Source organism: Streptomyces venetus (assembly GCF_039540295.1).
In the GTDB taxonomy this organism is placed as follows: Bacteria; Actinomycetota; Actinomycetes; order Streptomycetales; family Streptomycetaceae; genus Streptomyces; species Streptomyces venetus.
Window position 1 is genome coordinate 290,945 of sequence record NZ_BAABET010000003.1, and the last position, 23,690, is coordinate 314,634.

The following is a 23,690-nucleotide window of genomic DNA, read 5'->3' on the forward strand; positions in this document are numbered from 1 at the left end:
ATGACATGTACGGACAGAACGGTGTGGGCGCGGCGATCGGTACCGCCACGGGCGGAGCCGCCCTGGCTGCCACGGGCGGTACGGCCCTCGGGTGGATCGTGCTGGCGGCGATGCTTTTCGTGCTCGGCGGCGTGGCGGTCTTCCGCATGGCGACCCGCGGCAAGCGGGTGACCGCTTGAGCGCCGCGCACGCCCGCGCGTCACGGGTGAGGTTCACCGTCGTGACGGCCGTGGTGGTGGCGGCACTGGCCGCCGCCACCGTGGTCGTGCACATCCAGTCGAAGAGCCCGATCCTCACCTTCTACTGGTGGCTGGGCATGTCGGTGATCGTGCTCTGCCTGGTCTCGTTCCTGAAGGGCCGGTCCTTCACCCACCTCCCGGTGGCCCCGGGGCGGACCGTGGCGATCATCCCGGCCTTCGAGGAACCCTCGGAGAACCTCCACCGCACGGTGCGGTCACTGCTGGCGCAGACGCACCCGGTCGACGAGATCCACGTGATCGACGACGGCTCGCAGCAACACCCCGTCGAGCCCTTCGACCACCCCCGGGTCTTCTGGCACCGGCAGGAGAACAAGGGCAAGCGCGGGGCCCAGGTCACCGTGCTCCGGCACCTTCAGGAACAGAACAAGCACTTCGACTACGTCCTCACCATCGACTCCGACGGCGAGCCCTTCCCGGACGCGCTCGAACAGCAGCTCCGCGCCATGAGCAACCCGCGGATCCAGGCCACCACCGGCATGATCTACATCCGCAACTTCGAGGAGACCTGGGTCTCCCGGGCCGCGGACATCGACATCGGCACCTCGTGCGTGATGATGCGCTCCTCGCGCTCCATGCTCGGAGCCCTGGAGACGACCTCGGGGGCCCTGGCCCTCTACCGGGCCGAGCTGCTCTACGACCACCTCGACGCCTACGAGGTGGAGTGCGGCACGGGTGACGACCGCTGGCTGGCGCTGCGGGCTCTCATGCGTGGCGAGGTCGTCGCCGTCAACGAGGCCGGTGTGGTCACCGACATGCCCACGACGCTGAAGAAGACCTACCGGCAACGGCTGCGCTGGGCCCGGTCGTGGTGGTGGATGCTGCCGTTCGTGTTCGCGCGGCTCTCGCTGAAGCAGCTGATATCGCCGACGTTCGGCCTGCTCCAGCTCGTCATCACCCCGGTGATGCTGGCCTGGACCGTCATCATGACGTTCCTGACCCTGGGCGGCCGCTACCACAACCCCGGCGTCGCCCTGGTGTATCTCGCCGTGTACCTCGTGGTCCGCTTCGGCCAGTCCGGGCTCTACGTGCTCATGCGCCCGGACATGACCGCCCGCCAGCGCTGGCACTCCTGGCTCGTCGGCACCCCGGCGGCCGTGTTCATGAACATCGTGCTGCTCTGCCCGACCCGCTACTGGGCCCTGTTCAAGCTCCGCGACAACGCGTGGCAGTCCCGGGGCCTGACGGCGAAGACGGCCCTGCCCAAGGGACGGCACCGCGCGCCCTCGGAGAAGCTGCTGAACGTGTGACCGCGCCCTCTCCCGAGCCCGGACGACGAGTTCCGGGCTCGCGGGAGGTCTGTGCATACCGGAAGGGCCACCCCGGCCCCCGGACGCATTACGGGTGGGAGGGCGCCCCGCCCGAGGGCGAGCACATCGTGGTTGTGCCGCACTCGCCGAGGCCCGAGGGGTGGCACCCAGGCTGCCGGTCCCCGCATCGGCCACCGAACCGCGCGGCAGGTCAGGCGGTCACCGACGACCCACGGCTCGCGCTCCGGGGTTCCGGTCGCCAGGTGGCGACCAGAGCGGCGGCCAGCAGCAGCTCGGCGATGTCGCCGCCGTAGTACATGATCTCCGCGCCACCCTGCACCTGGACGATCGACGCGTGGACGTCGACCCAGAACCCGCCGTACATCAGCTGGGAGATCACCGCGTGCGCGGCGATCGCGACGCCGAGGTAGACCAGCCGCGCCCGCACACCCGGCCGGGCGGGGGCCGGGTCGGGTCCGGCGATGACGTAGGCGAACAGGCACCCGGACATCAGGAAGTGCGCATGCAGCAGCCAGTGCGCTGCCGCGTTGCCCATGGTCGCGTTGTACAGCGGGGTGAAGTAGAGGACCGCGAGGCTGCCCGTCGACAGCGCCAGCGCGACCGCCGGATGGGCGGCCAGCCGGGCGGGCGGACTGTGCAGCACCGAGGTCAGCCGCCGTCCACGGGCCGCCGGCAGGGTGCGCAGCAGGAGCGTGACCGGGGCGGCCAGAACCAGCGCAAGTGGCGCGTACATACCGATCAGCATGTGCTGCACCATGTGGCCCCGGAAGTCCTCGGCGGCGAAAGGGGCAACGGGCGGCAGCAGCGCCACGCCGAGCAGGAGGATCCCGCCCAGGAACCACCCGGTCCGCCACCGGCTCCAGCCCAGGGCCGGATTGCGACGGCGAGCGCGGTGAACGAGCAGCAGATAGGCACCGGCGACGGCCAGCAGGACGAGCGCGGGCAGCAGCCACTCCAGGAAGCCGCTGCCCGCGTCGTGCCCGTGTGCGGGCATGTCGTGGTCCATCAGGCGCTGCGGCCCTCACGCAGGGTGGAGGCGTTGGGGTCGAAGGGCTGACCGCTGCGCTGGAGCAGGTAGCCTCCGGCCACCAGCAGCGCGCCCAGGACGAGGAATCCGGTGTCCCACCAGACCTGTCCGTCCCCGGCGTAGACGTGGTGGATGCCCAGGACGTGATGGTCCAGGACGCCTTCGACGAGGTTGAACAAGCCCCAGCCGACGAGCATCCAGCCCCACAGCACACGGGAGGTCCACACTCGCAGCCGGTTGTGGATGACCCGCGAGTACAGGACGGCGAGGCCGAGGAGGACCGCGAGCCAGCACACGGTGTGGAAGATGCCGTCCCAGAGCGTGTTCATCTCCAGGCCCGAGACGGTGTGGGGGTTGTAGTACTTCACCCCGATGTGGTCCTCGTTGGTGCTGGAGAGCATGTGGTGCCACTGCAGGAGCTGGTGGAGCAGGATGCCGTCGACGAAGCCGCCCATCCCCACTCCGAGCACGATGCCCGGCAACTGGATACTCGCCGGCTGTGCCATGCCGGCCCGGGCCTCGCCCATCGTGGTGGCCATCGCTCGTCTCCGCTCCGGTCGGGACAGGACTCAAGGCGAGGTTCCCTCTGCCCGGCGCCCTTACCCTTCCCATGGCCTCCGTCCGGTCCCTTTCCGGACACATCCGGCTGGACCGCCTCCCGAGCAAGGGCAGAGCGCACACTTCGAACAACGCCCCTCTTCCCCAGTGCCGTCATGGAACGAGGACCGGCGCCGTCCCGGGCTCCTCGATCTCGGGACGTGCGGTGCCGCCCGGCGCCCCGCCGACTGATCCTGCCCTGTCCCAACAGCCGCGAAAATTAACCGAACTCACGTACAACCCTTACGTCCCCACACAGGTCTCCTGATCGCCGACCCCCCGTGAATGCCGGGACAACCCCCGGCGAACACGGACGGTCCGGCCCTCCATCGACTGTGGATGTCCGCCAGGCATCCCCCGCATGCAGCAGGAGACCTCGCATGCAGCAGCACGAGCGCCCCTCCGGGCGCCTGCAAGCAGGCGCGTACCCGCTCCGGTGCCCCCACCCGCGGCTCGCCCTGGCGACCGCCGCGGACTCGACGCACGCCCCGCGGGCCGACCTCTACGGCGACGGCCGGGCGGACCAGGCGGGCCTGCCGGCCGGCTCGTTCGAGAACGACGGCGACGGCGCGGGCCACCACCTGCCGTGCAACGGCGCGAAGATCTCCGCCACGGGTTCCCGCACCGTCTTCCTCAGTCCCTCGGGCGTCTCGGTCTCCCCCAGCGCCCCGGACGACTCGGCATCCGCCAGCGCCTCGCGCCGCTGAGCCGCCTCACCGGCTGCACCGCCACACCCCGCTGAACCACCCGCATCCCCCGGGGCCGGGCCCCCACCGGCCCGGCCCCCTCCCCACCCGGAGCCCCTCCTTGCGCAAGCGCACCCTCCTCCTGGCCGCCACCCTCACCACCGGCCTCCTCACCGTCTCCTCCCCGGCGACCGCCGCCCCCTCCGGTCTCGCCGGCGACTTCAACGGCGACGGGTACCGGGACGTCGCCATCGGCGCCATGGGCGCCGACGTCGGCTCGGTGCAGAGCGCCGGTGCCGTCGTCGTGCTGTACGGGTCGTCGTCCGGCGTCTCCGCGGCCAGGAAGACCGTGATCACGCAGAACTCCCCCGGCGTCCCGGGCGCCGCCGAGTACGGCGACCGCTTCGGCAGCAGCCTCGCCGCCGGCGACCTGGACCGCGACGGCTACTCCGACCTGGTCGTGGGCGCCCAGTACGAGGCCATCGGCGACCGGGACGGCGTCGGCTCGGCCACCGTCATCTGGGGCGGCAAGTCCGGCCTGTCCGGCGGCAAGGGCCTGCCCCAGCCGTCCACCCTCTCCGAGGGCGGCGGCTTCTCCTCCGGCGTGGCGACCGGCGACTTCGACGGTGACGGGGCGACGGACGTGACGGTCACCGGCCAGAGCCACACCCGCCTCTACAAGGGCCCCTTCAGCCGTACGACCGGCCCCACCAGTCACATCGGCCTCAGCGAGTTCGGGTCGACGTACGAGGTGTTCGCGGGTGACATGAGCGGCGACGGCGCGGCCGAGCGCGTCTACCCCTTCCTCGTCGACGGCGACGAGGGCGGCGAGATCAGCTACCACCGCTGGACCGGCACCAAGTACGCCCGCACCTACCTGCCCCAGGCCGACGGCGAGGAGGGCGCCATCGCCGACGTCAACGGCGACGGCTACGGCGACCTCGTCCTCGGCGACTACCAGGACCCGCGCGCCGCCAAGCCCGGCGGCCACAAGGGCGGCCAGATCACCGTCTGGTACGGCGGCCCCACCGGCCCCGACCCGGCGCAGACGCCGACCGTCATCCACCAGGACACCGCGGGCGTGCCCGGTGCCGGCGAGAACGGCGATCTCTTCGGTTCGGCGATCAGCGCGGGCGACGTCAACGGCGACGGCTACGCCGACATCGCCGTCGGCGCCTGGGCCGAGGACATCGGCACGGTCGAGGACGCCGGCTCGGTGACCATCCTGTTCGGCTCGGCCTCCGGCCTGACCGGCAAGGGCGCCAAGTCCTGGTCGCAGGACACCGCGGGCGTCCCCGGCAGCAACGAGACGATGGACGCCTTCGGCATGACCGTGCGCCTGGTCGACCTCGACAAGAACGGCAAGGCCGACCTGGTCAGCGGCGCCGGCTACGAGAACGGCTACGGCGCGGTCACCGTCCTGCGCGGTACCGCCTCCGGCCTGACCACCTCCGGCTCGACGTTCCTCTCGGCCCGCGACGTCTCCCTCAAGGGCAGCGCGGACTTCGCCTGGGCCATCGCCCAGTGACGTCCCGTCAGCCCCGCCACACACCAAGGAACCCCATGCGTCTGCGCAGCGCCGCGCTCCTCGTCGCGGCCCTCACCCCGCTCACCCCGGCCCTCACGGCACCCGCCGCCCACGCCGTCACCGCCGCCGCCCCGTACGACTTCAACGGCGACGGCCGCACCGACCTCGCGATCGGCGCGCCGGGCGCCACGGTCTCCGGGAAGGCCAAGGCGGGTGCCGTGTCCGTCGTCTACGGCAGCACCAGCGGGCCCAAGTCCTCGACGCGCACGCTCCTCACCCAGGACACGGCCGGCATGCCCGGCGCCGCCGAGGCCGACGACGCCTTCGGCTCCGCCCTGGCCTCCGCCGACCTCAACACCGACGGCTACGCCGACCTGCTGATCGGCGTGCCCGGCGAGGACGCGTACGACACGAACAACGGCACCGTCACCGTCGTCTGGGGCGCCAAGGCCGGTCTGAGCGGCGCCCGTTCGCTGTACAGCCCGTTCGACCGCGACTACGACCGCTACGGACAGTCGCTCGCCGCGGGCGACTTCGACAACGACGGCAAGCTCGACGTCGCGGTCGGCTCCACGGGCCCGATCACCCTCACGCTCATCAACGGCCCGATCACCAAGACCGGCGCGGACAACGGGGCTTCCGGCTCGCGCAACGACTGGTGGTCCACCTCGTACGGCATCACCCACCTCTCCTCCGGCCGTGTCACCGGCAGCGGCGGCCACCCCTGGGTGGTCCTGCACGGCAGCACCAAGGGCACCGACGACGCCGCCACCGCCCTGGCCGACATGGAGATCAGCAACTACAACGACTGGCTCCAGGACCTGCCCGGCGGGTACGTGTCCGCCGTAGGGGACATCGACAAGGACGGCTACGCCGACATCGCCGTCGGCAACGACCGCGAGACCTCCGCCGACCCCTCGGGCGCGCTCGGCGGCAAGGTCACGGTCGTCTACGGCGGACCGGGCGGCCGGGACACGGGCCGCGCCCCGCTCGTCCTCACCCAGGACACGGCCGGGGTGCCCGGCGCCTCCGAGAAGGGCGACCGCTTCGGCAGCGGCGTCTCCCTCGGCGACATCAACGGCGACGGCTACGCCGACCTGGCGATCGGCGCCGCGGGCGAGAACTCCGCCGCCGGCGCGGTCACCGTCCTGTACGGCTCGGCGTCCGGCCTCACCACCAAGGGCGCGACGTCGTACTCGCAGAACACCGCGGGTGTGGCCGGTGCCTCGGAGAAGGGCGACCGGTTCGGCGAGCGCGTCACGCTCACCGACCACACCGGCGACCGCCGCGCCGACCTGTCCGTCACCGCGCCGGGCGAGAACGCGGGCGACGGCGCGGTCTGGTCCCTGCGCGGTACGGCGACCGGCCCGACGGCCACCGGCTCGACGAGCTTCGGCCCGGGCACGACGGGCATCTCGACGGCCGGCGCCCCGGGCTACGGCACGGCACTCAACTCCTGATCGCAGCTCTCGATCACACCTCCTGACGACAACGGGGACCCCCATGCGCAGACGCACCCTCCTCCTGGCCGCGACCCTCACCACCGGCCTGCTCACCGCCCTGCCCGCGACGACGGCCACCGCCGCGCCCGCCACCGGCCCCAAGGCCGACTTCAACGGCGACGGCTACGGTGACGTCGCCTTCGCCGCGCCGTACGCCAAGGTCGACGGCCTGGGCATGGCCGGCTACGTCGCCGTCGTCTACGGCGGCGCGACCGGCCTCGACCCGGCCAAGCACACCGTGGTCAGCCAGAACACCGCCGGGGTGCCCGGCGAGGCCGAGGCCGAGGACACCTTCGGCGACGCGCTCGCCGCGGCCGACCTCAACGGCGACGGCTACACCGACCTGGCGGTCGGCTCCTCCGGCGAGGACGTCGGCACCGACGGCGACGGCGGCTCCGTCACCGTGCTGTGGGGTTCGGCGAGCGGCCTGAAGAACGGCACCACGGTCAAGGACCCGGCGGTCTCCGCGCACGACAACTGGGGCCGGCTGCTGACGGCGGGCGACTTCGACGGCGACGGCAAGGCGGACCTGGCCGTCGGCACCGGCTCGTCCCACGTCTACGTGGTCCGCGGCCCCTTCACCACCACCGGCACCACCGGCGCCGCCCAGAAGATCAGCACGCCCGAGACGGCGTACAGCGTGGACGCCATGAAGGCCGGCGACACCAACGGCGACCGCCGCTCGGACCTCGTCCTCACCTACCGCGTCCGGCTGAACGAGGACGAGTCGGGCAGCTGGTCCAAGGGCGTCGCCTACCTCGGCTCCCCCACCGGCCCGGACACCTCCGTCCCCCGCGCCCTGAACGGCGGCACCTCCCTCGCGCTCGGCGACGTCGACGGCGACGGCTACGACGAGATCGCCCTCGGCAACGTCTTCTCCAAGGAGGACGACCACAGCGGCAGCCTCGGCGGCCGGGTCGTCGTCATCCGCGGCTCGGAGGGCGGCCCGGTCAACGGCGACGCGCCCATGGCCGAGCTCACCCAGGACTCCGAGGGCGTCCCCGGCGCCGACGAGGCGAACGACGGCTTCGGCGGCTCCGTCTCCATCGGCGACACCAACGCCGACGGCTACGGCGACCTCGCCATCGGCGTCGTCTTCGAGGACGTCGGCACCACCGAGGACACCGGCGCCACGATCCTGATGAACGGCTCGGCCGCCGGCGTCTCGCGTACCGGCGCCCGCACCTTCACCCAGGCCACCGCCGGTGTGCCGGGCTCCGCCGAGGCCATGGACTACTTCGGCTCCGACGTCCTGCTGGCCGACGTCACCAAGGACGGCCGCGCCGAGTTCACCATCACCGCCGGCTTCGAGGACGAGGGCATCGGCGCCGTCACGGCCCTGCGCGGCTCGGCCACCGGCCCCGTCACCGACGGCGCCCGCTCCTTCGGGCCGGGCAGCCTCGGCCAGACCCGCTCGTACGGCGCGTTCGGCGCCAACCTCATCGGCTGACCGGCCAGGGAGACAGCAGCATGCGCAGATCCACCACGATCGCCCTCGTCGCCACCCTGCTGGCGACCGGCGTCACCCCCGTACTCCTCACCACCCCCGCCTCCGCCGCGCCCGCGAAGTACGCCGACGACTTCAACGGCGACGGCTACCGCGACCTCGCCTTCGCCGCGCCCTACGCCCCGGTCGGCGGCAAGACGGACGCGGGCGCCGTCGTCGTCACCTACGGCTCAGCGAACGGCATCAGCGCCGCCCGCCGCACCGCCCTCACCCAGGACACGGCCGGCATCCCCGGCACCGCCGAGCAGGGCGACCGGTTCGGCAAGGCCCTCGCCTCCGGCGACCTGAACGCCGACGGGTACGCCGACCTCGTGATCGGCAGCACCGGCGAGGACGTCGGCTCCGATGCCGACGGCGGCTCCGTCACGGTCGTCTGGGGCGGCAAGAGCGGCCTGTCCGGCGGCAAGGGCGTCTCCGACCCGGCGGTGTCGGCCCACGACGAGTACGGCATGTCCCTCGCGGTCGCCGACTTCAGCGGGGACGGCCGCCCCGACCTCGCCGTCGGCAGCACCGGCAGCGACGTCTGGATCCACCAGGGCTTCACCAAGGCCTCCGGCGCGGCGTCCCGCTCCGAGCTCGCCACCGGCCTCCAGGCCAACAGTGGCCTGAGCGGTGCCCGGGACCTCGCCGCCGGCGACCTCAACGGCGACGGCACCGACGACCTGGTGGTCACGGGCAGCGACGCGGAGACGTACGCCGACGGCAACATGATCTACCTGGGTTCCGCCTCCGGGGGTCTCACCTTCCAGACGTTCCTCAAGAGCGACGCCTGGGAGCTGGCCGCCGTCGGCGACCTCAACGGCGACGGCTACGACGACGTGGTCACCGCGGCCCCCGGCACCAACGGCAAGAGCCTCGGCGGCTCCGTCGTCTCCTACCTCGGCGGCGCGAACGGCGTCCGCACCCAGCCGCAGGCGACGATCACCCAGGACACCCCGGGGGTCCCCGGCGCCGACGAGGAGATGGACGCGTTCGGCAACGACCTGTCGGTCGCCGACGTCGACGGTGACGGCTACGCGGAAGTGGCCGTCGGCGTGCTCCACGAGACCATCGGCACGGCCAAGATCGCGGGCAGCGTCATCGTGCTGCGCGGCTCGGCCGCGGGCATGACCGGCACCGGGGCCCAGTCGTTCACCCAGAACACGGAGGGCGTGCCCGGTACCGCCGAGAGCGCCGACCGCTTCGGCGCGTCCGTCCGCCTGTCCGACCTCAACCGCGACGGCAAGGCGGACCTGTCCGTCGGCGCCGACGGTGAGAACCACCCCTCCGGCGCGATCTACAGCCTGCGCGGCTCGGCCTCCGGCGTGACGGGCAAGAACGCGATCAGCTTCGGCCCCGGCTCCCTCGGCATGTCGACGACCGGGTACCTGAGGCTGGGCCAGGACATGCTCGGCTGACCGCCTGGTGGGGGGTCAGGACGTCGCCCGTACGGCGTAACCCTGACCCCCCACGGATCCCCAAGGGCCTTACCCCCTAAGGGATGTCACAGCTCGGCCGCAAAGCCGGGCTCGGATGGCTGGGCCCGGCACACCACCGCCCGGGACCAGGTACGTTCGAAGACGTGGCTGGATTCAGGATCGGACGCGGCCGGAACAACGGCGCTCCTCAGACGCGACCGCAAAACCCCCCGTACGGGCAGCAGACGCCGCAGGGACCGTCGTACGGCTCCCCGCAGGCGCCGCGGTCCCCGTACCCGCGCCAGCAGTACGGCAACGGCGGCGGCCCCACCTGGCCGCAGCCGAACGCCGGACCCGGCGGCGGCTACGGCGGCCAGGGCGGCCAGGGCGGCCACGGCGAGCCGGAGTACTTCGGCGACGGCGCGTACCCGCCCGGCCCGCAGGGCCCGCACGACCCGTACGCGGCGAACAACCCGGGCCACACCCAGGCCTTCTCGGTCGGCGAGGACCCCTACAGCCAGGGCGACACCTACCGCGCCGGCGCGGCGGCCCCGGCGCCCGGCCCGGTCGGCCCGCGCCTGCACTGGAAGGCCCTGCTGAGGGGCATCGTCTTCGCCCCCAACCAGACCTTCCTCCAGATGCGGGACTACACGATGTGGGGCCCGGCCCTCATCGTCACGTTCCTCTACGGCCTGCTCGCCGTCTTCGGCTTCGACGGCGCCCGCGAGGATGCGATAAACGCCACACTCTCCAACGCGATCCCCATCGTCCTGACGACGGCCGTCGCGATGGTGCTGAGCGCGTTCATCCTGGGTGTGGTCACCCACACCCTGGCCCGCCAGCTCGGCGGTGACGGCGCCTGGCAGCCCACGGTCGGCCTGTCCATGCTGATCATGTCCCTGACGGACGCGCCCCGCCTGGTCTTCGCGATGTTCGCCGGCGGCGACGCGACGTTCGTGCAGCTGCTGGGCTGGGCCACCTGGGTCGCGGGCGGCGCGCTGCTGACCCTCATGGTCGGCCGCTCCCACGACCTGCCCTGGCCGAAGGCGCTGGGCGCGTCGGCGATCCAGCTGATCGCGCTGCTGTCGATCGTGAAGCTGGGCACGGTCTGAGGCTCGGCGCACACGAAGAAAGGGGCTCCCTCCGGAGCCCCTTTTCCATGTCCTGCTCAGGCGTCGAGCACCTGCCCGGCGCGCCGCACCACAGGTTCCTCGACGGACCAGGGGAAGTTGATCCACTGATCGGTCCGCTTCCAGACGTACTCGCACTTCACGAGCGACTGGGACTTCTCGTAGATCACGGCGCTGCGCACCTCGGCGACGGTGTCGAGGCAGAAGTCGCGCACCAGCTTCAGCGTCTTGCCGGTGTCGGCGACGTCGTCGGTGATCAGCACCTTCTTCTCGGAGAAGTCGACCACGTTCGGGACGGGGGCGAGCATGACGGGCATCTCGAGGGTCGTCCCCACCCCTGTGTAGAACTCCACGTTCACGAGATGGATGTTCTTGCAGTCCAGGGCGTAGGCGAGCCCACCGGCCACGAAGACACCGCCGCGGGCGATGCTCAGCACCACGTCGGGCTCGTACCCGTCGTCGGCGATGACCTGCGCGAGCTCGCGCACGGCGACCCCGAACTGCTCGTAGGAGAGGTTCTCCCGTACGTCACTCATATCCGGTCGCTCACACCTGGGTCCGATGAAAATTGAGGAAGGACCGGGAGGCGGTGGGCCCCCGCTGCCCCTGGTACCGCGATCCGTACCGCTCACTCCCGTACGGGAAGTCGGCGGGCGAGCTGAGCTTGAACATGCACAGCTGCCCGATCTTCATCCCCGGCCAGAGCTTGATGGGCAGGGTGGCGAGATTGGACAGCTCAAGGGTCACGTGCCCGCTGAACCCGGGGTCGATGAAGCCCGCCGTCGAGTGCGTCACCAGTCCCAGCCGCCCCAGCGAACTCTTCCCCTCCAGCCGGGAGGCGAGATCGTCGGGCAGCGAGATGACCTCGTAGGTGCTGGCGAGGACGAACTCCCCGGGGTGCAGGATGAACGGCTCGTCCCCCTCCGGCTCGACGAGCCGGGTCAGATCGGCCTGCTCGATGGAGGGGTCGATGTGGGGGTACCGGTGATTCTCGAACACCCGGAAGTAGCGGTCCAGCCGCACATCGATGCTCGACGGCTGCACCATCGCGTCGTCATACGGATCGATCCGCACCCGCCCGGCGTCGATCTCGGCCCGGATGTCCTTGTCTGAGAGAAGCACGCCCCGAGGATACGCAAGGCGCGCGGAGCGTCCGCAACCGGACGACTCCGCGCGCCTTTGTACGCGTTTGTGCTGCTACCGCTTCTGATAGCTGACGGGCACGACACTCCGAAGCCGCGCGCATCGCGGACAGCGGAGGAGCCGGCCCGGACCGAGCCGCTCGGCCTGCTGCATCGGGAACGAAGCGGTGGTGAACACGTGCCCATCCGCACAGCGGACGACGGTGCGCTCCATCAAGTCCAAGAGTCCCTTCCCCAAGAGCCGCGTCGGGCTATTGCTTGCCTGACGACAAAAGCCACAGTACGGGATCAAAGGGACGGCGCTCCAAGCGGCACTCCGGTCCCGCCCGGACCCTCGCCGGCACCCCACCGTACGCCCCAACTCCAGTACCCCGCAGCCGCATCCCTAGCCTGAAAAGCACTCAGGCCCCACGGCATGAACACCGGGAGCCTGACATGAGGTAAAGTGACGAGCGTCCGGACACCGACTCCGTCGGCGTCTTACGCGGGTGTAGTTTAATGGTAGAACATCAGCTTCCCAAGCTGAGAGCGCGAGTTCGATTCTCGTCACCCGCTCCACGAAGAAGGCCCAGGTCAGAGACCTGGGCCCTTTTGCTGTCCGCTGTGATCACTCGCCGCGTGCCAGATCCGTGCCAGAACGCTTCTCGGCGGCCTTCCGGGCAGCCTCTTCCCGGACCTTCCGGACAGTGGCATCGAGGCCGGCGGCGACCTCCTCCTGGCGCTCCTCGTCGGAGTGCTGGTAGATCAGCGCGGCCTTCTCGGACGACGGCCCGAGCAGCACCATCGTGTCCCTCAGGGTGACACCGGACCGCGTCGAGAGCGTGTGCCCGGTGTGCCGCAGGCCGTAGAACCGGAAGCCCTCCGGCATGCCGACGATCTCCCGGGCCTTCCGCCACTTCCGCCCGAAGGTGCTGCGCCGGAAGGGAGCCCCCTGCTCGCCGACGAAGAGCAGCCGTCCGGGCCCGGCTCGGCGTGGGACTCCAGGTGCCAGCGGAGGGCCTCATGCGGCCCAGGCCTCATGGCCTGGCGGTTACCAGGCCCAGCGGGATAGCCGGGCTCGCGGGCAGACGGTCGGAGTGAACGAACATGCCTCTCCTCTGTGCCGCACTGAGAAACCCGCCGGACGGCGGGTCGTGTGGGTGGCGCCCGGGACGTAGTGGGGGCGTGCCCCCGGCGCCCGTTCCACCCGCGCCGAATCTCGTTCGTTGCACAATGCGGCGATCGCCGCGGGCGGAGCTTGTGGACCCCGGCGAAAACCTCCGCCGGTCAGTGCTGCTGTGCTGTGCGCGTCCTGTTCGAAGCCCGGACCGGCGTCTCAGGAACAGGGGTGAGTTCACCGGGCCGCTCAAGCAGGCCCAGCAGCGCACGCGCGTTCACTCCGGCGTCATGCAAGCGAGTCGCCGGGTCAGCCGACGGGGCCTTCTCCTCCAGGAGTTCGCCCGAGTGCCTCAGGACGATGCGCGCCGTGCCCTGCATGCCCTCCTGCATCCGCGGCACGAGCCTTGCCAGCATGGGCGCCAGCCGTCGCACGTACCCCTCCATCTCTCGAAGACTGGCCTGCTGTTCGTCCGGCTGCCCTCCGGGACTCCACAGCACTTCCTCGCACCGCCGCCGGATCTCGTCCGCGTTGAACGGCGCCGCCTGACTAGCTCCCATCGCCGGCCTCCTGCCCCGAGAGCAGTTGCCGTGCCAGCCGAACCAGCTGCGAGACGGCGTCGGCGTCACACAGCTTGCCCGGCCCGCTCATGGGGACAGCCCAGTACGCCGGGGAGTCTTCGCAGCTCGTCCTTGGGACGGGCGGAACGCCGAGCCAGGTGCCCCACGTCAGGCACTCGGCGTCCGGGTGCTGCCAGGCCACGCCCGTGCTCGGCGGAACGAGCGCGTAGTAGCGGCTGCGGGAGGCGATGACGGGGCCGCCGTCGAGCACCTTGGCCAGATAGGTGTTCACCTCAGCGGGGTCGCTGCTGGAGGCGGCAGCGCGTACGGAGTCCTCGGGCAAGCGAATCGCGGTGAACAAGTCGCCGCACCGAAGCAAGGTCAACCCGCCCTCGTCCCACTCCCTCCGCGCCCGTGGGACATCGGAAGCGGCGGCCAGCAGCCAGTCCTCGATCACGAGGACGCGATCACGGTCGATCGAGATCGCAGACGTCCAGACCTTCGCCAAATCGACTGATCTCGTGAGGCGTTGGGTAGTCTCACGCATGGTGGCGGCTCCTCGCAGTCGTCCATGCCCCGGCAGGCCGACCGGACCCGGCCGCCGGAGCTCTTCGCGTCCAGAGTGGTCTTCTCGCGAAGAGCGCACTTCCCGCAGCGCGGTATACCCATGATGGGTAGAGCCCCCAGCCAGACATCCCGCAGACTCAGGCGAGCAGGAAGTGCCGCATGATTCACCAGCCACCGACAGCGCTGCCAAGGGAACTCCTCGCTGACGAGGAGATGCGCCGAGCACTGGAGGCGCACGACTTCGGGACGGTGTTCCGACTCGCGAGAAGCCGTGCCGGGATCAGCTACTCGCGCATCGCCGCGGAATGCGACATCAAACCGGATCGGGTCGGCACGCTGGCCAAGGGGCAGGGCAAGATCACAACGATCGACAAGGTCCGGCAGATCGCGGACGCGCTCCGTGTACCGGGGGACATGGTCGGCCTGGCTCCCCGACCGTGGGAGACCGGCGAAACTCCTGCGCCCCCGTACGACCCGCAGATCGGAGTGACCAGCGTGCGCCGCAGAACCGTCCTTCAAGCCGCCACCAGCACCGGCCTGGCCGCCGCCCTTCCGGCGCTGACGAAACCGCCGGCGCCCCGGCACCTCTCCAACAGTGACGTCGAGCGGTTGCGGCACCGCACGGCCCGTCTGCGCCGACTCGACGAAATCCTCGGCGGTGGCGACACATACCGCGTGTACCTCGGCGAGTACCAGGCCACCAAGGCCTTGTTGCGCACCTCCACCTTCACCCCGGAGTCGCACCGCCGCGTGGTAGCCCTGCTCGCTGAGCAAGCTCAGCAGGCGGGTTGGGCCGCATTTGACGGAGGCCAGCAGAAGCAGGCCGAGAGCCTGTACGAGGAGAGTCGGCACGCGGCCCGCGAAGCTGCTGAAGGTGATCTCCTCGGCAACGCTTACGCGTTCCTCGGCTACCAGGCCGCCGACCGGAATGTGGCGGTCGAGATGGCTGCGAACAGCTGCGCCACCATCACCCCCAGCACGCCCGCCGGTGTACGTGCACTCCTGCACGAGCGCATGGCGTGGGCCTGTGCTCTTGCGGATCAGCCTCACCTGGTCGAGCAAGCACTGGATGCCGCGCGGGCCGCTCTCCAGGAGCGGCAGGACGGGGAGCCGCAGCCGGACTGGGCAGCCTGGGTCGACCAGACGGAGCTGGACATCATGACCGGCCGCTGCTGGACCGAGCTACGCCGTCCTCTGCGGGCCGTGCCGGTCCTCACGCGAGCGCTCGACAGCTTCGACGATCACCACGCCCGGGACAAGGCCCTGTACCTGTCCTGGCTGGCCGACGCCTACCTGGCTGCCGGCGAGGTCGAGGAAGCCGCGCGGGTGACAGGCCGCGCCTGGGACCTGTCCGTCGGAGTAGCGTCCGTACGTCCCCGGCAGCGCCTGGCCCCGGTACTGGAACAACTGCGCCGGCACCAGGACGTGAGCCTCGTCCGCAACGTGTTGGAGAAGGTCGCCTAGGACTGGACGGTGTCCTCGATCCACTTCATACACCGCTGCGCCCCGTGGATCGGTGCGGCGATCACCTCGGGGTTGTCCCAAGGGTGGTTCTTCAGCAGGTACGCCTCGAGCTCGGGATAACGGTCGCTCGTGGTGGTGAGCAACAACCGCCACTCCTCCCCTTCGCCGAACTCGCCGAGGTGCCAGAACACGGACGCCACAGGGCCGATGATCTGTGACCCTGCGGCAAGGCGCCCCTTGACTGCTCCCTTGGCGAGCTCGATGGCTTGCTCACGTTCCGGTGTGGCGGTCGACACCTGCAGAAACTCAGTCATGCGGTGAGCGTAGCGATCAGGGGCTGCTTCGTTGAGACCGCCAGGTACGGCCCGCGCGCTTCACAATGCCCCACACACTCCGGCCAGCGATCTTCCTGCCGTTAGCCCCCTCCCCACGACTCGTTCGAACTCCGCATCTACACAGAGGACTTCGCGCCCGCCAGAGACTGAGTTACAACTTTCTCTACTGGTTCAAGTCGGCTCGCTGCGCTCGCCGCGCGCGGCCCGGCCCCCGTCCGGGCCTGCGCTCCAGTCTCCGCCCCGCTCCAGCCCGGCCGGCGCCCGTGCCGCGCACACAGCAATCAGCCGCCAGAGGTCAGAGAACGGGTACATCGTGGCTGGGGCGGTCGGCTACACGGCTTTACGGAGCCACTGCGACAGCAACTGCCATATCTGTCGGAACTGCTGCGACAGCCCCCACTAAACCGGTCGAATAACCCTCATGTCGCAGCGACGCAGCCAGCAACTCCGCAGGGCCCGCGAACGAGCCCTGCGAGGACGCCCCTCACCCACCGCCGCCCCTAGCGTGCTGGTCGTACCGCGGCCGCGGACACCAGCGGCAACAGCCCGCCCGGCCGCGCCCAGGCAGTTACCGGCCGAGCCGGAGGGTGCCCCTCAGCCGAGCACCCCGGATAACCACGGGCTGGATTGGGCCCGCCGCATCGAGCTGATCTCGGTCCTGGTCGCCGCCTTCGTCGGCGTGGTCGGCCTGTGGTACTCCACCAACCAGGTGCGCCAGGAGCTTGCTCTCAGCAAGGAAGGCCAGATCACCGACCGATACACCAATGCTGTGGAGAACCTCGGTGACGACGCCATGGATGTCCGTCTGGGTGGCATCTACGCCCTGCAGCGCATCATGCAGGACTGGCCTCGCGACCACCCCACCATCGCCAACGTTCTGGCCACCTACGTCCGCACCCACAGCAGCAAACCACCCAAGAAGGGCCAAGACGTACCGGCCGACGTGTTCGCCGCCCTGACCGTCCTCGCCCATCGCGACCCCACCCGTGACGACTCCTTTTTTCCCGACCTGCGCAAAACCCACCTGCCCGGCATCGAACTCCGGCCCCGCCAGGTCGGCGACAAATCGGCGGAGTTGTCCCGCGCGAATTTGTCCGACGCAAACCTGACCCGCGCGGTTCTGGTCGACGCGAACCTCACCAAAGCGAATCTGACCGGCGTGAACCTGACCAGCGCGAACCTGATCGGCGCGAACCTAGCCGGAGCAAACTTGGCCGGCGTGAACCTGACCGGCGCGGAACTGATCAACGCGAACCTGGCTCGCGCGTACCGCTACCTGGAACTCCGCACCATGAACCTGACCGACGCCAACCTGACCGACGCGAATCTGTCCAACACGGACCTGACCGATGCGAACCTGTCCAACACAGACCTGACCAACGCGAATCTGTCCAACGCGAATCTGTCCAACGCGAATCTGTCCGGCGCGGATCTGCCCAACACGAATCTGTCCGGCGCGGATCTGTCCGGTGCGCAACTACGCAGCGCGGGGTACCTGCGAGCGGAACAAGTGGTGAAGGCTGTGATCGACTCGACCACCGAGCTCCCCGCCTACCTGGCCGAAGACCCAGCCGTCAAGGCACGAATCGCCGAAGCCGAAGGAGGCCACTGAAGACTGTGAAGACCCCTCACGCCGCCGCCGGCGCCACCGTGGCCGCCTTCCTCCCGGCGGGCCACCGGCTCTTGCGGACGGTCACCTACGCCCACCCTGCCTCCGGAGGCACGGCGCTGAAATCTTCCGTGCGCTACTGAAACCTTCCCTGCTGACCGACATCGAGCGTGCCAGATCTGTGCCAGATTCTTCGGGGAACCACGGGGAATAGGGGGGACCAGGCCGCCAGTCGGCCAGACCCCGTGGCCACTCCGCCGCAGGTCAGCGCCGCAACCGTCGTCAGAAAACCCAAGCTTCCCGGTCAATGACCCGGGGATTGTTTGTTGTCTGGACCGGTGAGCAGGGCGCCGGGGTTCACACTTCAGTCGCCGAGTCCGAACGCCGCCCGGCCGCGGCGCCGCCTCGGCCATCGTGCGCGGGATCATGGAGGCCCATCAGGGCCGGGCGGCCGTGCACAACGTTCCGGGCGGCTGCCGTTTCGAGGTCCACCTCCCCGCGACGGTCTGAGGCGGCGGAAAGGGGAGCCCGGCTCCCCTCCATCGGTCCAGGGGGGACGACCGGGCTCATCCGGCTCGCGCCAGCAGCGCGTCCAGGGACGCGTACCTCGTGGCCGGCGCCGGTGAGGGCGGTGACGATGTGCGAGCCGATGAAGCCCGCACCTCCGATGACCAGGATCAATATGCCCCGCCCGCACGGCCGCGCCGACGGCGTCGGGCCGTTCGGCGGGAGTACGTCAGCGGTTCGTAAGCCTTCGAGGCCGTGCCCCGCCGTCTCCGGTCGCCGCCCTTTCCTCGCCCCTCGCCGCCCTTTCCTCACCCCTCCGCGACGTCGCCACCGTCAGCAAGGCGAACCCCAGGGCGAAGCCGAGCATGGTGAGTACACCGCGCGGCCAGAAGATGTGACTGTCGACGAACGACCAGCAGGCGGCGAGCAGCACCACGGCCCCCGGCAGCACCCGGGCCCCGTGCCGCCGGTACAGCACCGCGCACGTCGCCGCACAGGCCACGGCCAGGGCCTGGACCCCCGCCCGGCCCAGCTCGTCGCCGGTCGCGAACAGCCGCCCGGCCGCCCCGTGGACCCCGTGGTCCACCACCGTGCCCGCGGAGATCCCCGCGACGGCGTCGAGTCCGGAGTAATACGCCGCGTAGACGAGGCATCCGGCCCAGGCGAGCACCATCAGGGATCCCTCGACGTCGCGGCGCGGCCTGCCCCACAACGGGACCACCAGACCGAGCACCAGGAACGGGAACACCGGCAGCAGGACGACGTGCAGCCCGGCCCAGTCGCCCGCCGTCGCCGCCGTCAGATGCCGGGGATGGACCAGACCGGCGACGGCCAGCAGCAGCGGGGCCGCCGTCACCAGCGCCGTCGTCCACAGAGCACGCAAGGATCGCATCCCGTCACCGTAGGAGGCCGCGCCGGCTCCGCCGTGCCCCTGCGCGGTACGCGTAAGACCTCCGTAACACCGCGAGCGGCCGGGTCGGGCCGCCGTCCCTCACGTCGGCGGCCGCCGACGCCCGACGAGGCCCCTGACGGCCCACGCGAGCACCATAACCGTGCCCACGACGGCCAGCGCGATCAGCCAGTTGCGCGGATAGTCCAGCGGGAGCACCGAGGCGTTCGCCCTGCGTCCCGGGCGCAGCAGCACCGGCAACGCCACCACCGTCAACGCGCCCCCGACCACCAGCGCCCCGCGCACCGGACCGCGCGCACGGCCGCGCACCAGCACCAGCCCGGCCAGCAGCACCAGCGGTGCGAGCAGCACGTCGTGCAGGAGGACCGCACCACCCAGCCAGACCAGAACACCGGTCAGGTCACGGACGTCCGTCAGCAGCGACGCACCGACGCCCATGAGGGCCACACCCACCGTGCCCACGAGAACACGCGTCACCGTCACGACAGCACCTCCAGCCGGCCCACCCACTTGGTCTGCAGCACGCCGGGCCGGTTCGGGGCGATGAGCCGCGCCGGGTAACCGTGGTCGGGGTCGAGCTCCTCTCCGTTCAGACGGAGCGCGAGCAGCGTCAAGGGGTCGAGGGCGTGCTCATGCCCGAGCTCCGAGACCCGGTAGCCACCCCGCAGTTGCAACGACACGACCCGCACCCGCGCGTCCCTCGGCGCGCCCGACCGCTCGAGCAGATCCGCGACCCGTACACCCGTCCAGTGCGCCGACCTGCTCCAGCCCTCCACACAGGCGATCGGCAGTTCCACCTCGTGCTGCGGCAGAGCACGCAGTTTGTCCAACGTGAGGGTGTACGGCCGTGGACCGGCCACCACCAGGCGGTACTGCTCGTCGGCGACCCGGCCGACCCCGGCCGCCGCGGCGGTCCGGTTGACGGGAAGGGCCTGCGGGCCGTGGTCGGGATGGCGCGGCGCGAACAGGATGAGATCCTTCAGCGGAGTGAAGGACTGGCCCACCGTGGTGAGAGTGACGGCTCCGACCGCCGCGCCCACCGCCGCCAGCAACGACCGCCGGTCGGCGCCGTCCTGTGCCGGCAGGGCGAGCGTCCCGGGCGACCGCCTGCTCCAATGCGCCCGGATGTCGGGGGCCTTGACCGCGATGTGCAGCACCAGGGCTCCGGTCACCAGCCACGCCACCGCGTAGTGCACCGGCACGAACGAGAACGGCCACGGGTACCACTGGACCGTGTTCAGCAGCCCGGTCGCCAGCTCGAAGACGGCCCCGGCCACCAGCACCGCGACCGACAGACGTTCCAGCGCGTGCCGTGCCGACCGCAGCGGCGGCCACTGGAACAGCCGTGGGTACACCGTCCACAGCTTGGCGAGCAGGAGCGGGATCGCCGCGATGCCGGAAGCGACGTGCAAGCCCTGGGTGAGGCGGTAACCCCACGACGGGCGACTGGGAACGCGGTCGGCCAGCCAGACCGGCGGATGCTGCATGAAGTGGCTGACGAGCCCGGTCACGAAGCACAGGACGAAGGCCGGCCCCAGCCAGCGGCCGATCGAGGTCGCCGTGCGGGCGTCGTGCAACCTGCCCCTGAACACCGGCGGTAGAACACGCAGTTTCATGCTCCGATCCCACTCGGTGCCCTTCCGTCGCGGAACGTCCGAGCGCCTTACGGAACAGTGACAGCCCGTGGGCGCCCGGAGAACGCCACTGCTTACGAGAGTCTGACGCGACCCCCGTTCCCCACTCACCTCACTGCCACCACGATCACGCTTGTCCCGTCCACGACCACCACGGGGACGCACCAACGCACGAGGATCGAAGGAGCGGGACGTGAGTATGCACGGCGAGCTGAGTGGGAACCGTTCGAGCCGGAGGGCCGGAGGACGTCGCGGTCATCAGGCGAAGTCCAGGACGCGGCGGATCGTGATCGGCGGCAGTGCCCTCGCCACCGCCGCGGCGGCCACCGTGGCCGTCTCCCTGGCCTCCGCGAGCCAGTACGGCACATCCGGGGCGGAAGCCGGCCGCGCCGTCTTCGTGCAGGGCAACGAGCTGAACGGCAACACCATTCATGTCTTCGCACGGGACGGCCAGGGCAAGCTGAAACCCGCGGGCACCTACGCCACCGGTGGCCGGGGCGGCGACCAGGTCGACGCCCCCACCGACTCCCTCGCCTCCCAGGGCTCCCTCGTCTACGACGACGCCTCCGGGATGCTGCTGGCGGTCAACGCGGGCAGCGGCACGCTGACCTCCTTCCGCGTCGAGGGAACGAAACTGAAGCACCGTCGCATCCTCGACACCGGCGGCGCGTTCCCGTCCAGCATCGCGGTGCGCGGCAAGGTCGCGTACATCATGAACGCGGGCGGCGAGGGCAGCGTCCAGGGCTTCCGGATCACCACGAAGGGGCTCGTGCCGATACCTGGCTCCCTCCGCTCACTCGGGCTGGCCAACGAGGACGTACCAAAGTTCGACACCTCGCCCGGCGAGGTCGAGATCACCCCGGACGGTCGCAGTCTGGTGGTCACCACCAAGGGGAACAACACCGTCGAGGTCTTCCCGCTGAAGAAGGACGGACTGCCGGCCGTCGCCGAGCCGGTCGTCAACAAGTCCGCGGGCCACGTACCGTTCGCGATCAGCTTCGACAGGACCGGCGGCAGGATGCTGGTCGCCGAGGCCGAGAAGTCCACGGTGACCGCCTACCAGGTCCAGCACAACGGCAGGCTGAAGGTCCTCCAGCGACCGCTCGCCAACGGCCAGGAGGTCCTGTGCTGGCTGGAGCGCGCGGGCGACTACTTCTACGGCGGCAACACCGGCAACTCCACCGTCACCGGGTACCGCATGGACAGGCAGGGACGGCTCGCCCTGACCAACGAGGTCGGCCTCGCCACCCCGCCCTCCTCGAAGTCGCAGGGTGTGATCGACATCGCCGTGACCAAGGACGCGAAGTTCGTCTACGTCCAGAACGCCACCTCCGGAACGATCGACGGCTTCCGCGTCGAGAGGAACGGATCCCTCACCAAGGTCACCACAGCGGAGGGCCTGCCCGCGTTCGCGGAGTCCGGCATGGAGGGCATCGCCGCGATGTGACACCCCGGGCGAACAGGCGGAGGCGCATCCACCTGACGGGACGCCCAACACGGCTGCCCCACCGAGACTCGGTGGGGCAGCCGTGTGGTGTCAGCCGCTACAGCTCATCGGAGTCACTGCCATTCCCGGCCGGTGTTGATGCACTCCACCCTCCGCGGGGAGAGCGCCGGGCGGCCATGACGGGGGCGCTCTCACCACTCAGCGCTGACCGCCCGGGCAGCACTCGCCCTCCTCATGGGCCATCTGCTGCTCACCGGGTGGTGACCGCTCCGGAGAAGGCGGAAGCTCGGTGTCATGACGATCGACGTGACGGCCGACCGGGTCATCCCGCTGCCGCCCGACGGCGTGGCCGCGTACGCCATGGACTGGCGCCACGACGCCGACTGGACGCAGGGGATCCGGACGGCGGAACTCACCAGGGAGGCGGAGGGGGGCGGCTTCGGAACCGGGGCCGAGGTGACCCGTACGGCGTACTTCCTGGGCCGGCGCATCGACTACGTGCTGCGGGTCGCCTCGTACGAACCGCCCCATCTGCTGGACCTGGTGTCCGTGGCGGGCCCGATGCCGATGCACGTGACGTACACCTTCGAGACTCACCCGGACGGCACCCTCGCCCGCATCCGCGTCCGGGGCGGCGAGGGCGGGTTCTACCGGCTGGCGGCACCGCTGCTGGCCCGGCAGGTCCGCGGCAATCTGGTCAAGGACCTGCGCGATCTCGAAGCGAGACTTCTGGAGCAGAGGTGAGGGTGAGGCGACGATGGCGTACGACGAGGGACTCGCGCAGCGGATTCGGGAGCGGATCGGTGCGGACACGGCCGTCACCGAGAAGCGGATGTTCGGCGGGGTGGCGTTCCTGTACGAGGGCAACATGGCCGTCGGTGTCACCGGCGACGACCTCATGGTCAGGGTCGGCCCAGACGCGACCGACGCGGCCCTCACCCGGCCGGGCACACGCGTCTTCGACATGACCGGCCGCCCGATGCGCGGCTGGGTCGTGGTCGACGGGGCAGCGGTCGCGGAGGACGACGCTCTCGGCGCCTGGCTCGACGAGGGACGCGCCTTCGCCGCGAGTTTGCCGCCCAAGTAGGTCGCCGCTCGAGAAGGCACAACAGGCAGCAGGGAGTCGGCGGCGAGCTGAACAAGGTCGCCGCCAACATCGCTACGGGCCGCAACATGGCCGGTGTGCACTGGCGCACCGACTTCACGGAGGCCGTGCGGCTGGGGGAGGAGATCGCCATCGGCGTGCTGCGTGAGATGAAGGAAGTCACCCTGGAGGATGTGGTGTTCACCCTGAGCCGGTTCGACGGCAGCACCCTCGCCCTCTGACGTTCGGCCCTCTCACTCGGGTCGGCCACCGCCCGGGGACAGCGCTGGGCCTGGGCTCGCACAGCGGGTCCGGGCCCAAGCCGTGAGAAGTCCGGCCCTCCGGCGAACGAGTCCGTAAGACAACGCGCTGACTCCGGTTTCGGGGCCAGAACGGGCAGTCGAGTACTTGGGGGCAAGCTCTCGGCGAAGGC

Annotated in this window: 25 protein-coding genes, 1 tRNA gene and 2 pseudogenes; 16 read left to right on the plus strand and 12 right to left on the minus strand. The window is 70.6% G+C overall.

All coding sequences use genetic code 11. The features are described from left to right. The first annotated feature begins 5 nt into the window (after positions 1 to 5). Both ABEA82_RS11075 and ABEA82_RS11080 read left to right on the plus strand, forming a co-directional pair. Positions 6 to 179 (plus strand): hypothetical protein, encoded by a 174-nt coding sequence (locus tag ABEA82_RS11075; RefSeq protein WP_345661220.1) that lies wholly within the window; start codon positions 6 to 8, stop codon positions 177 to 179. Continuing rightward, positions 176 to 1,507 (plus strand): glycosyltransferase family 2 protein, encoded by a 1,332-nt coding sequence (locus ABEA82_RS11080; RefSeq protein ID WP_345661221.1) that lies wholly within the window; start codon positions 176 to 178, stop codon positions 1,505 to 1,507. The genes ABEA82_RS11075 and ABEA82_RS11080 overlap by 4 nt, the downstream gene beginning before the upstream one ends. Positions 1,508 to 1,718: 211 nt before the next feature. On the opposite strand, the gene ABEA82_RS11085 is transcribed toward ABEA82_RS11080, so the two are convergent. Continuing rightward, positions 1,719 to 2,522: a cytochrome c oxidase assembly protein gene (locus tag ABEA82_RS11085; protein ID WP_345661222.1), complete on the minus strand. Its 804-nt coding sequence runs from the start codon at positions 2,520 to 2,522 to the stop codon at positions 1,719 to 1,721. Between the two features lie 11 nt (positions 2,523 to 2,533). Further along, positions 2,534 to 3,094 (minus strand): DUF2243 domain-containing protein, encoded by a 561-nt coding sequence (locus ABEA82_RS11090; RefSeq protein ID WP_345661223.1) that lies wholly within the window; start codon positions 3,092 to 3,094, stop codon positions 2,534 to 2,536. A gap of 438 nt (positions 3,095 to 3,532) precedes the next feature. On the opposite strand from ABEA82_RS11090, the gene ABEA82_RS11095 reads away from it, so the two are divergent. The 6 genes from ABEA82_RS11095 (at position 3,533) to ABEA82_RS11120 (ending at position 10,884) form a co-directional block, all read left to right on the plus strand. Beyond that, complete coding sequence (locus tag ABEA82_RS11095; RefSeq protein ID WP_345661224.1) at positions 3,533 to 3,859, plus strand: hypothetical protein; 327 nt, start codon at positions 3,533 to 3,535, stop codon at positions 3,857 to 3,859. 100 nt (positions 3,860 to 3,959) lie between these two features. After that, on the plus strand, positions 3,960 to 5,366 hold the full coding sequence (locus ABEA82_RS11100) for an FG-GAP-like repeat-containing protein (RefSeq protein WP_345661225.1): 1,407 nt from the start codon (positions 3,960 to 3,962) through the stop codon (positions 5,364 to 5,366). 35 nt (positions 5,367 to 5,401) lie between these two features. Then, entirely contained in the window at positions 5,402 to 6,826 is a 1,425-nt protein-coding gene (locus tag ABEA82_RS11105; RefSeq protein WP_345661226.1) for an FG-GAP-like repeat-containing protein, read from the plus strand. Positions 6,827 to 6,869: 43 nt separating this feature from the next. Further along, positions 6,870 to 8,318 carry an FG-GAP repeat domain-containing protein gene (locus ABEA82_RS11110; RefSeq protein WP_345661227.1) on the plus strand — a complete coding sequence of 483 codons (1,449 nt, stop codon included), beginning with the start codon at positions 6,870 to 6,872 and terminating at the stop codon, positions 8,316 to 8,318. Between the two features lie 20 nt (positions 8,319 to 8,338). Next, positions 8,339 to 9,772, plus strand: a complete 1,434-nt coding sequence (locus ABEA82_RS11115) for an FG-GAP-like repeat-containing protein (protein ID WP_345661228.1) — start codon at positions 8,339 to 8,341, stop codon at positions 9,770 to 9,772. A gap of 83 nt (positions 9,773 to 9,855) precedes the next feature. After that, the gene (locus ABEA82_RS11120) at positions 9,856 to 10,884 is read left to right on the plus strand and encodes a Yip1 family protein (RefSeq protein WP_345661229.1); all 1,029 of its coding nucleotides are present in this window, start codon (positions 9,856 to 9,858) and stop codon (positions 10,882 to 10,884) included. 56 nt (positions 10,885 to 10,940) lie between these two features. On the opposite strand, the gene ABEA82_RS11125 is transcribed toward ABEA82_RS11120, so the two are convergent. Together ABEA82_RS11125 and dcd are read right to left on the minus strand one after the other, a co-directional pair. Then, the gene (locus ABEA82_RS11125; protein ID WP_345661230.1) at positions 10,941 to 11,438 is read right to left on the minus strand and encodes a phosphoribosyltransferase; all 498 of its coding nucleotides are present in this window, start codon (positions 11,436 to 11,438) and stop codon (positions 10,941 to 10,943) included. A gap of 10 nt (positions 11,439 to 11,448) precedes the next feature. Then, on the minus strand, positions 11,449 to 12,024 hold the full coding sequence (gene dcd, locus ABEA82_RS11130; protein ID WP_193500959.1) for a dCTP deaminase: 576 nt from the start codon (positions 12,022 to 12,024) through the stop codon (positions 11,449 to 11,451). Between the two features lie 504 nt (positions 12,025 to 12,528). Between dcd and ABEA82_RS11135 the strand changes: the two genes are divergently transcribed. Further along, positions 12,529 to 12,602 (plus strand) — tRNA-Gly (locus ABEA82_RS11135). Positions 12,603 to 12,651: 49 nt separating this feature from the next. On the opposite strand, the pseudogene ABEA82_RS11140 reads toward ABEA82_RS11135, so the two are convergent. The 3 genes and pseudogenes from ABEA82_RS11140 to ABEA82_RS11150 form a co-directional block, all read right to left on the minus strand. Further along, a pseudogene (locus ABEA82_RS11140) lies at positions 12,652 to 13,040 on the minus strand (tyrosine-type recombinase/integrase); the annotation flags it as partial. Between the two features lie 270 nt (positions 13,041 to 13,310). Further along, positions 13,311 to 13,700, minus strand: coding sequence for a hypothetical protein (locus ABEA82_RS11145; RefSeq protein ID WP_345661231.1), 390 nt, complete (start codon positions 13,698 to 13,700; stop codon positions 13,311 to 13,313). Continuing rightward, on the minus strand, positions 13,690 to 14,247 hold the full coding sequence (locus ABEA82_RS11150) for a hypothetical protein (protein ID WP_345661232.1): 558 nt from the start codon (positions 14,245 to 14,247) through the stop codon (positions 13,690 to 13,692). The genes ABEA82_RS11145 and ABEA82_RS11150 overlap by 11 nt, the downstream gene beginning before the upstream one ends. Before the next feature lie 179 nt (positions 14,248 to 14,426). Between ABEA82_RS11150 and ABEA82_RS11155 the strand changes: the two genes are divergently transcribed. After that, entirely contained in the window at positions 14,427 to 15,731 is a 1,305-nt protein-coding gene (locus ABEA82_RS11155) for an NsdA family TPR-like regulatory protein (RefSeq protein WP_345661233.1), read from the plus strand. Here the strand turns inward: ABEA82_RS11155 and cutA are convergent. After that, the gene (gene cutA / locus ABEA82_RS11160) at positions 15,728 to 16,045 is read right to left on the minus strand and encodes a divalent-cation tolerance protein CutA (RefSeq protein WP_345661234.1); all 318 of its coding nucleotides are present in this window, start codon (positions 16,043 to 16,045) and stop codon (positions 15,728 to 15,730) included. The genes ABEA82_RS11155 and cutA overlap by 4 nt on opposite strands. A gap of 526 nt (positions 16,046 to 16,571) precedes the next feature. On the opposite strand from cutA, the gene ABEA82_RS11165 reads away from it, so the two are divergent. Together ABEA82_RS11165 and ABEA82_RS11170 are read left to right on the plus strand one after the other, a co-directional pair. Next, entirely contained in the window at positions 16,572 to 17,678 is a 1,107-nt protein-coding gene (locus ABEA82_RS11165; RefSeq protein WP_345661235.1) for a pentapeptide repeat-containing protein, read from the plus strand. 5 nt (positions 17,679 to 17,683) lie between these two features. After that, positions 17,684 to 17,818 carry a hypothetical protein gene (locus tag ABEA82_RS11170; protein ID WP_345661236.1) on the plus strand — a complete coding sequence of 45 codons (135 nt, stop codon included), beginning with the start codon at positions 17,684 to 17,686 and terminating at the stop codon, positions 17,816 to 17,818. 478 nt (positions 17,819 to 18,296) lie between these two features. Here ABEA82_RS11170 and ABEA82_RS11180 read toward each other — a convergent pair. From ABEA82_RS11180 to ABEA82_RS11195, 4 genes and pseudogenes are all read right to left on the minus strand, one after another. Continuing rightward, positions 18,297 to 18,494, minus strand: a pseudogene (locus ABEA82_RS11180) (hypothetical protein); the annotation flags it as partial. Continuing rightward, positions 18,412 to 19,074: a hypothetical protein gene (locus tag ABEA82_RS11185; RefSeq protein WP_345661237.1), complete on the minus strand. Its 663-nt coding sequence runs from the start codon at positions 19,072 to 19,074 to the stop codon at positions 18,412 to 18,414. The gene ABEA82_RS11185 and the pseudogene ABEA82_RS11180, both read right to left, overlap by 83 nt. Before the next feature lie 99 nt (positions 19,075 to 19,173). Next, positions 19,174 to 19,575, minus strand: coding sequence for a hypothetical protein (locus ABEA82_RS11190; protein ID WP_345661238.1), 402 nt, complete (start codon positions 19,573 to 19,575; stop codon positions 19,174 to 19,176). After that, positions 19,572 to 20,708 carry a molybdopterin-dependent oxidoreductase gene (locus tag ABEA82_RS11195; RefSeq protein WP_345661239.1) on the minus strand — a complete coding sequence of 379 codons (1,137 nt, stop codon included), beginning with the start codon at positions 20,706 to 20,708 and terminating at the stop codon, positions 19,572 to 19,574. The genes ABEA82_RS11190 and ABEA82_RS11195 overlap by 4 nt, the downstream gene beginning before the upstream one ends. Before the next feature lie 304 nt (positions 20,709 to 21,012). On the opposite strand from ABEA82_RS11195, the gene ABEA82_RS11200 reads away from it, so the two are divergent. From ABEA82_RS11200 to ABEA82_RS11215, 4 genes are all read left to right on the plus strand, one after another. Continuing rightward, positions 21,013 to 22,173: a lactonase family protein gene (locus tag ABEA82_RS11200; RefSeq protein ID WP_345661240.1), complete on the plus strand. Its 1,161-nt coding sequence runs from the start codon at positions 21,013 to 21,015 to the stop codon at positions 22,171 to 22,173. Positions 22,174 to 22,467: 294 nt separating this feature from the next. After that, positions 22,468 to 22,917 (plus strand): SRPBCC family protein, encoded by a 450-nt coding sequence (locus ABEA82_RS11205; RefSeq protein ID WP_345661241.1) that lies wholly within the window; start codon positions 22,468 to 22,470, stop codon positions 22,915 to 22,917. Between the two features lie 13 nt (positions 22,918 to 22,930). After that, a complete protein-coding gene (locus ABEA82_RS11210; RefSeq protein WP_345661242.1) occupies positions 22,931 to 23,260 on the plus strand; it encodes a TfoX/Sxy family protein in 330 nt (109 codons plus the stop codon). 86 nt (positions 23,261 to 23,346) lie between these two features. Next, a complete protein-coding gene (locus tag ABEA82_RS11215) occupies positions 23,347 to 23,499 on the plus strand; it encodes a hypothetical protein (protein WP_345661243.1) in 153 nt (50 codons plus the stop codon). The last annotated feature ends 191 nt before the right edge of the window (positions 23,500 to 23,690 follow it).

Coding starts and splice junctions, on each gene's coding strand:
- ABEA82_RS11125 (WP_345661230.1), bottom strand. CDS start 11,438: ATGAGTGACGTACGGGAGAACCTCTCCTACGAGCAGTTCGGGGTCGCC.
- ABEA82_RS11195 (WP_345661239.1), bottom strand. CDS start 20,708: ATGAAACTGCGTGTTCTACCGCCGGTGTTCAGGGGCAGGTTGCACGAC.
- ABEA82_RS11115 (WP_345661228.1), top strand. CDS start 8,339: ATGCGCAGATCCACCACGATCGCCCTCGTCGCCACCCTGCTGGCGACC.
- ABEA82_RS11210 (WP_345661242.1), top strand. CDS start 22,931: ATGGCGTACGACGAGGGACTCGCGCAGCGGATTCGGGAGCGGATCGGT.
- ABEA82_RS11145 (WP_345661231.1), bottom strand. CDS start 13,700: ATGGGAGCTAGTCAGGCGGCGCCGTTCAACGCGGACGAGATCCGGCGG.
- ABEA82_RS11205 (WP_345661241.1), top strand. CDS start 22,468: ATGACGATCGACGTGACGGCCGACCGGGTCATCCCGCTGCCGCCCGAC.
- ABEA82_RS11150 (WP_345661232.1), bottom strand. CDS start 14,247: ATGCGTGAGACTACCCAACGCCTCACGAGATCAGTCGATTTGGCGAAG.
- ABEA82_RS11215 (WP_345661243.1), top strand. CDS start 23,347: ATGGCCGGTGTGCACTGGCGCACCGACTTCACGGAGGCCGTGCGGCTG.
- ABEA82_RS11095 (WP_345661224.1), top strand. CDS start 3,533: ATGCAGCAGCACGAGCGCCCCTCCGGGCGCCTGCAAGCAGGCGCGTAC.
- ABEA82_RS11120 (WP_345661229.1), top strand. CDS start 9,856: ATGTCACAGCTCGGCCGCAAAGCCGGGCTCGGATGGCTGGGCCCGGCA.
- ABEA82_RS11085 (WP_345661222.1), bottom strand. CDS start 2,522: ATGCCCGCACACGGGCACGACGCGGGCAGCGGCTTCCTGGAGTGGCTG.
- ABEA82_RS11090 (WP_345661223.1), bottom strand. CDS start 3,094: ATGGCCACCACGATGGGCGAGGCCCGGGCCGGCATGGCACAGCCGGCG.
- ABEA82_RS11155 (WP_345661233.1), top strand. CDS start 14,427: ATGATTCACCAGCCACCGACAGCGCTGCCAAGGGAACTCCTCGCTGAC.
- ABEA82_RS11075 (WP_345661220.1), top strand. CDS start 6: ATGTACGGACAGAACGGTGTGGGCGCGGCGATCGGTACCGCCACGGGC.
- ABEA82_RS11185 (WP_345661237.1), bottom strand. CDS start 19,074: ATGCGATCCTTGCGTGCTCTGTGGACGACGGCGCTGGTGACGGCGGCC.
- ABEA82_RS11105 (WP_345661226.1), top strand. CDS start 5,402: ATGCGTCTGCGCAGCGCCGCGCTCCTCGTCGCGGCCCTCACCCCGCTC.
- cutA (WP_345661234.1), bottom strand. CDS start 16,045: ATGACTGAGTTTCTGCAGGTGTCGACCGCCACACCGGAACGTGAGCAA.
- ABEA82_RS11110 (WP_345661227.1), top strand. CDS start 6,870: ATGCGCAGACGCACCCTCCTCCTGGCCGCGACCCTCACCACCGGCCTG.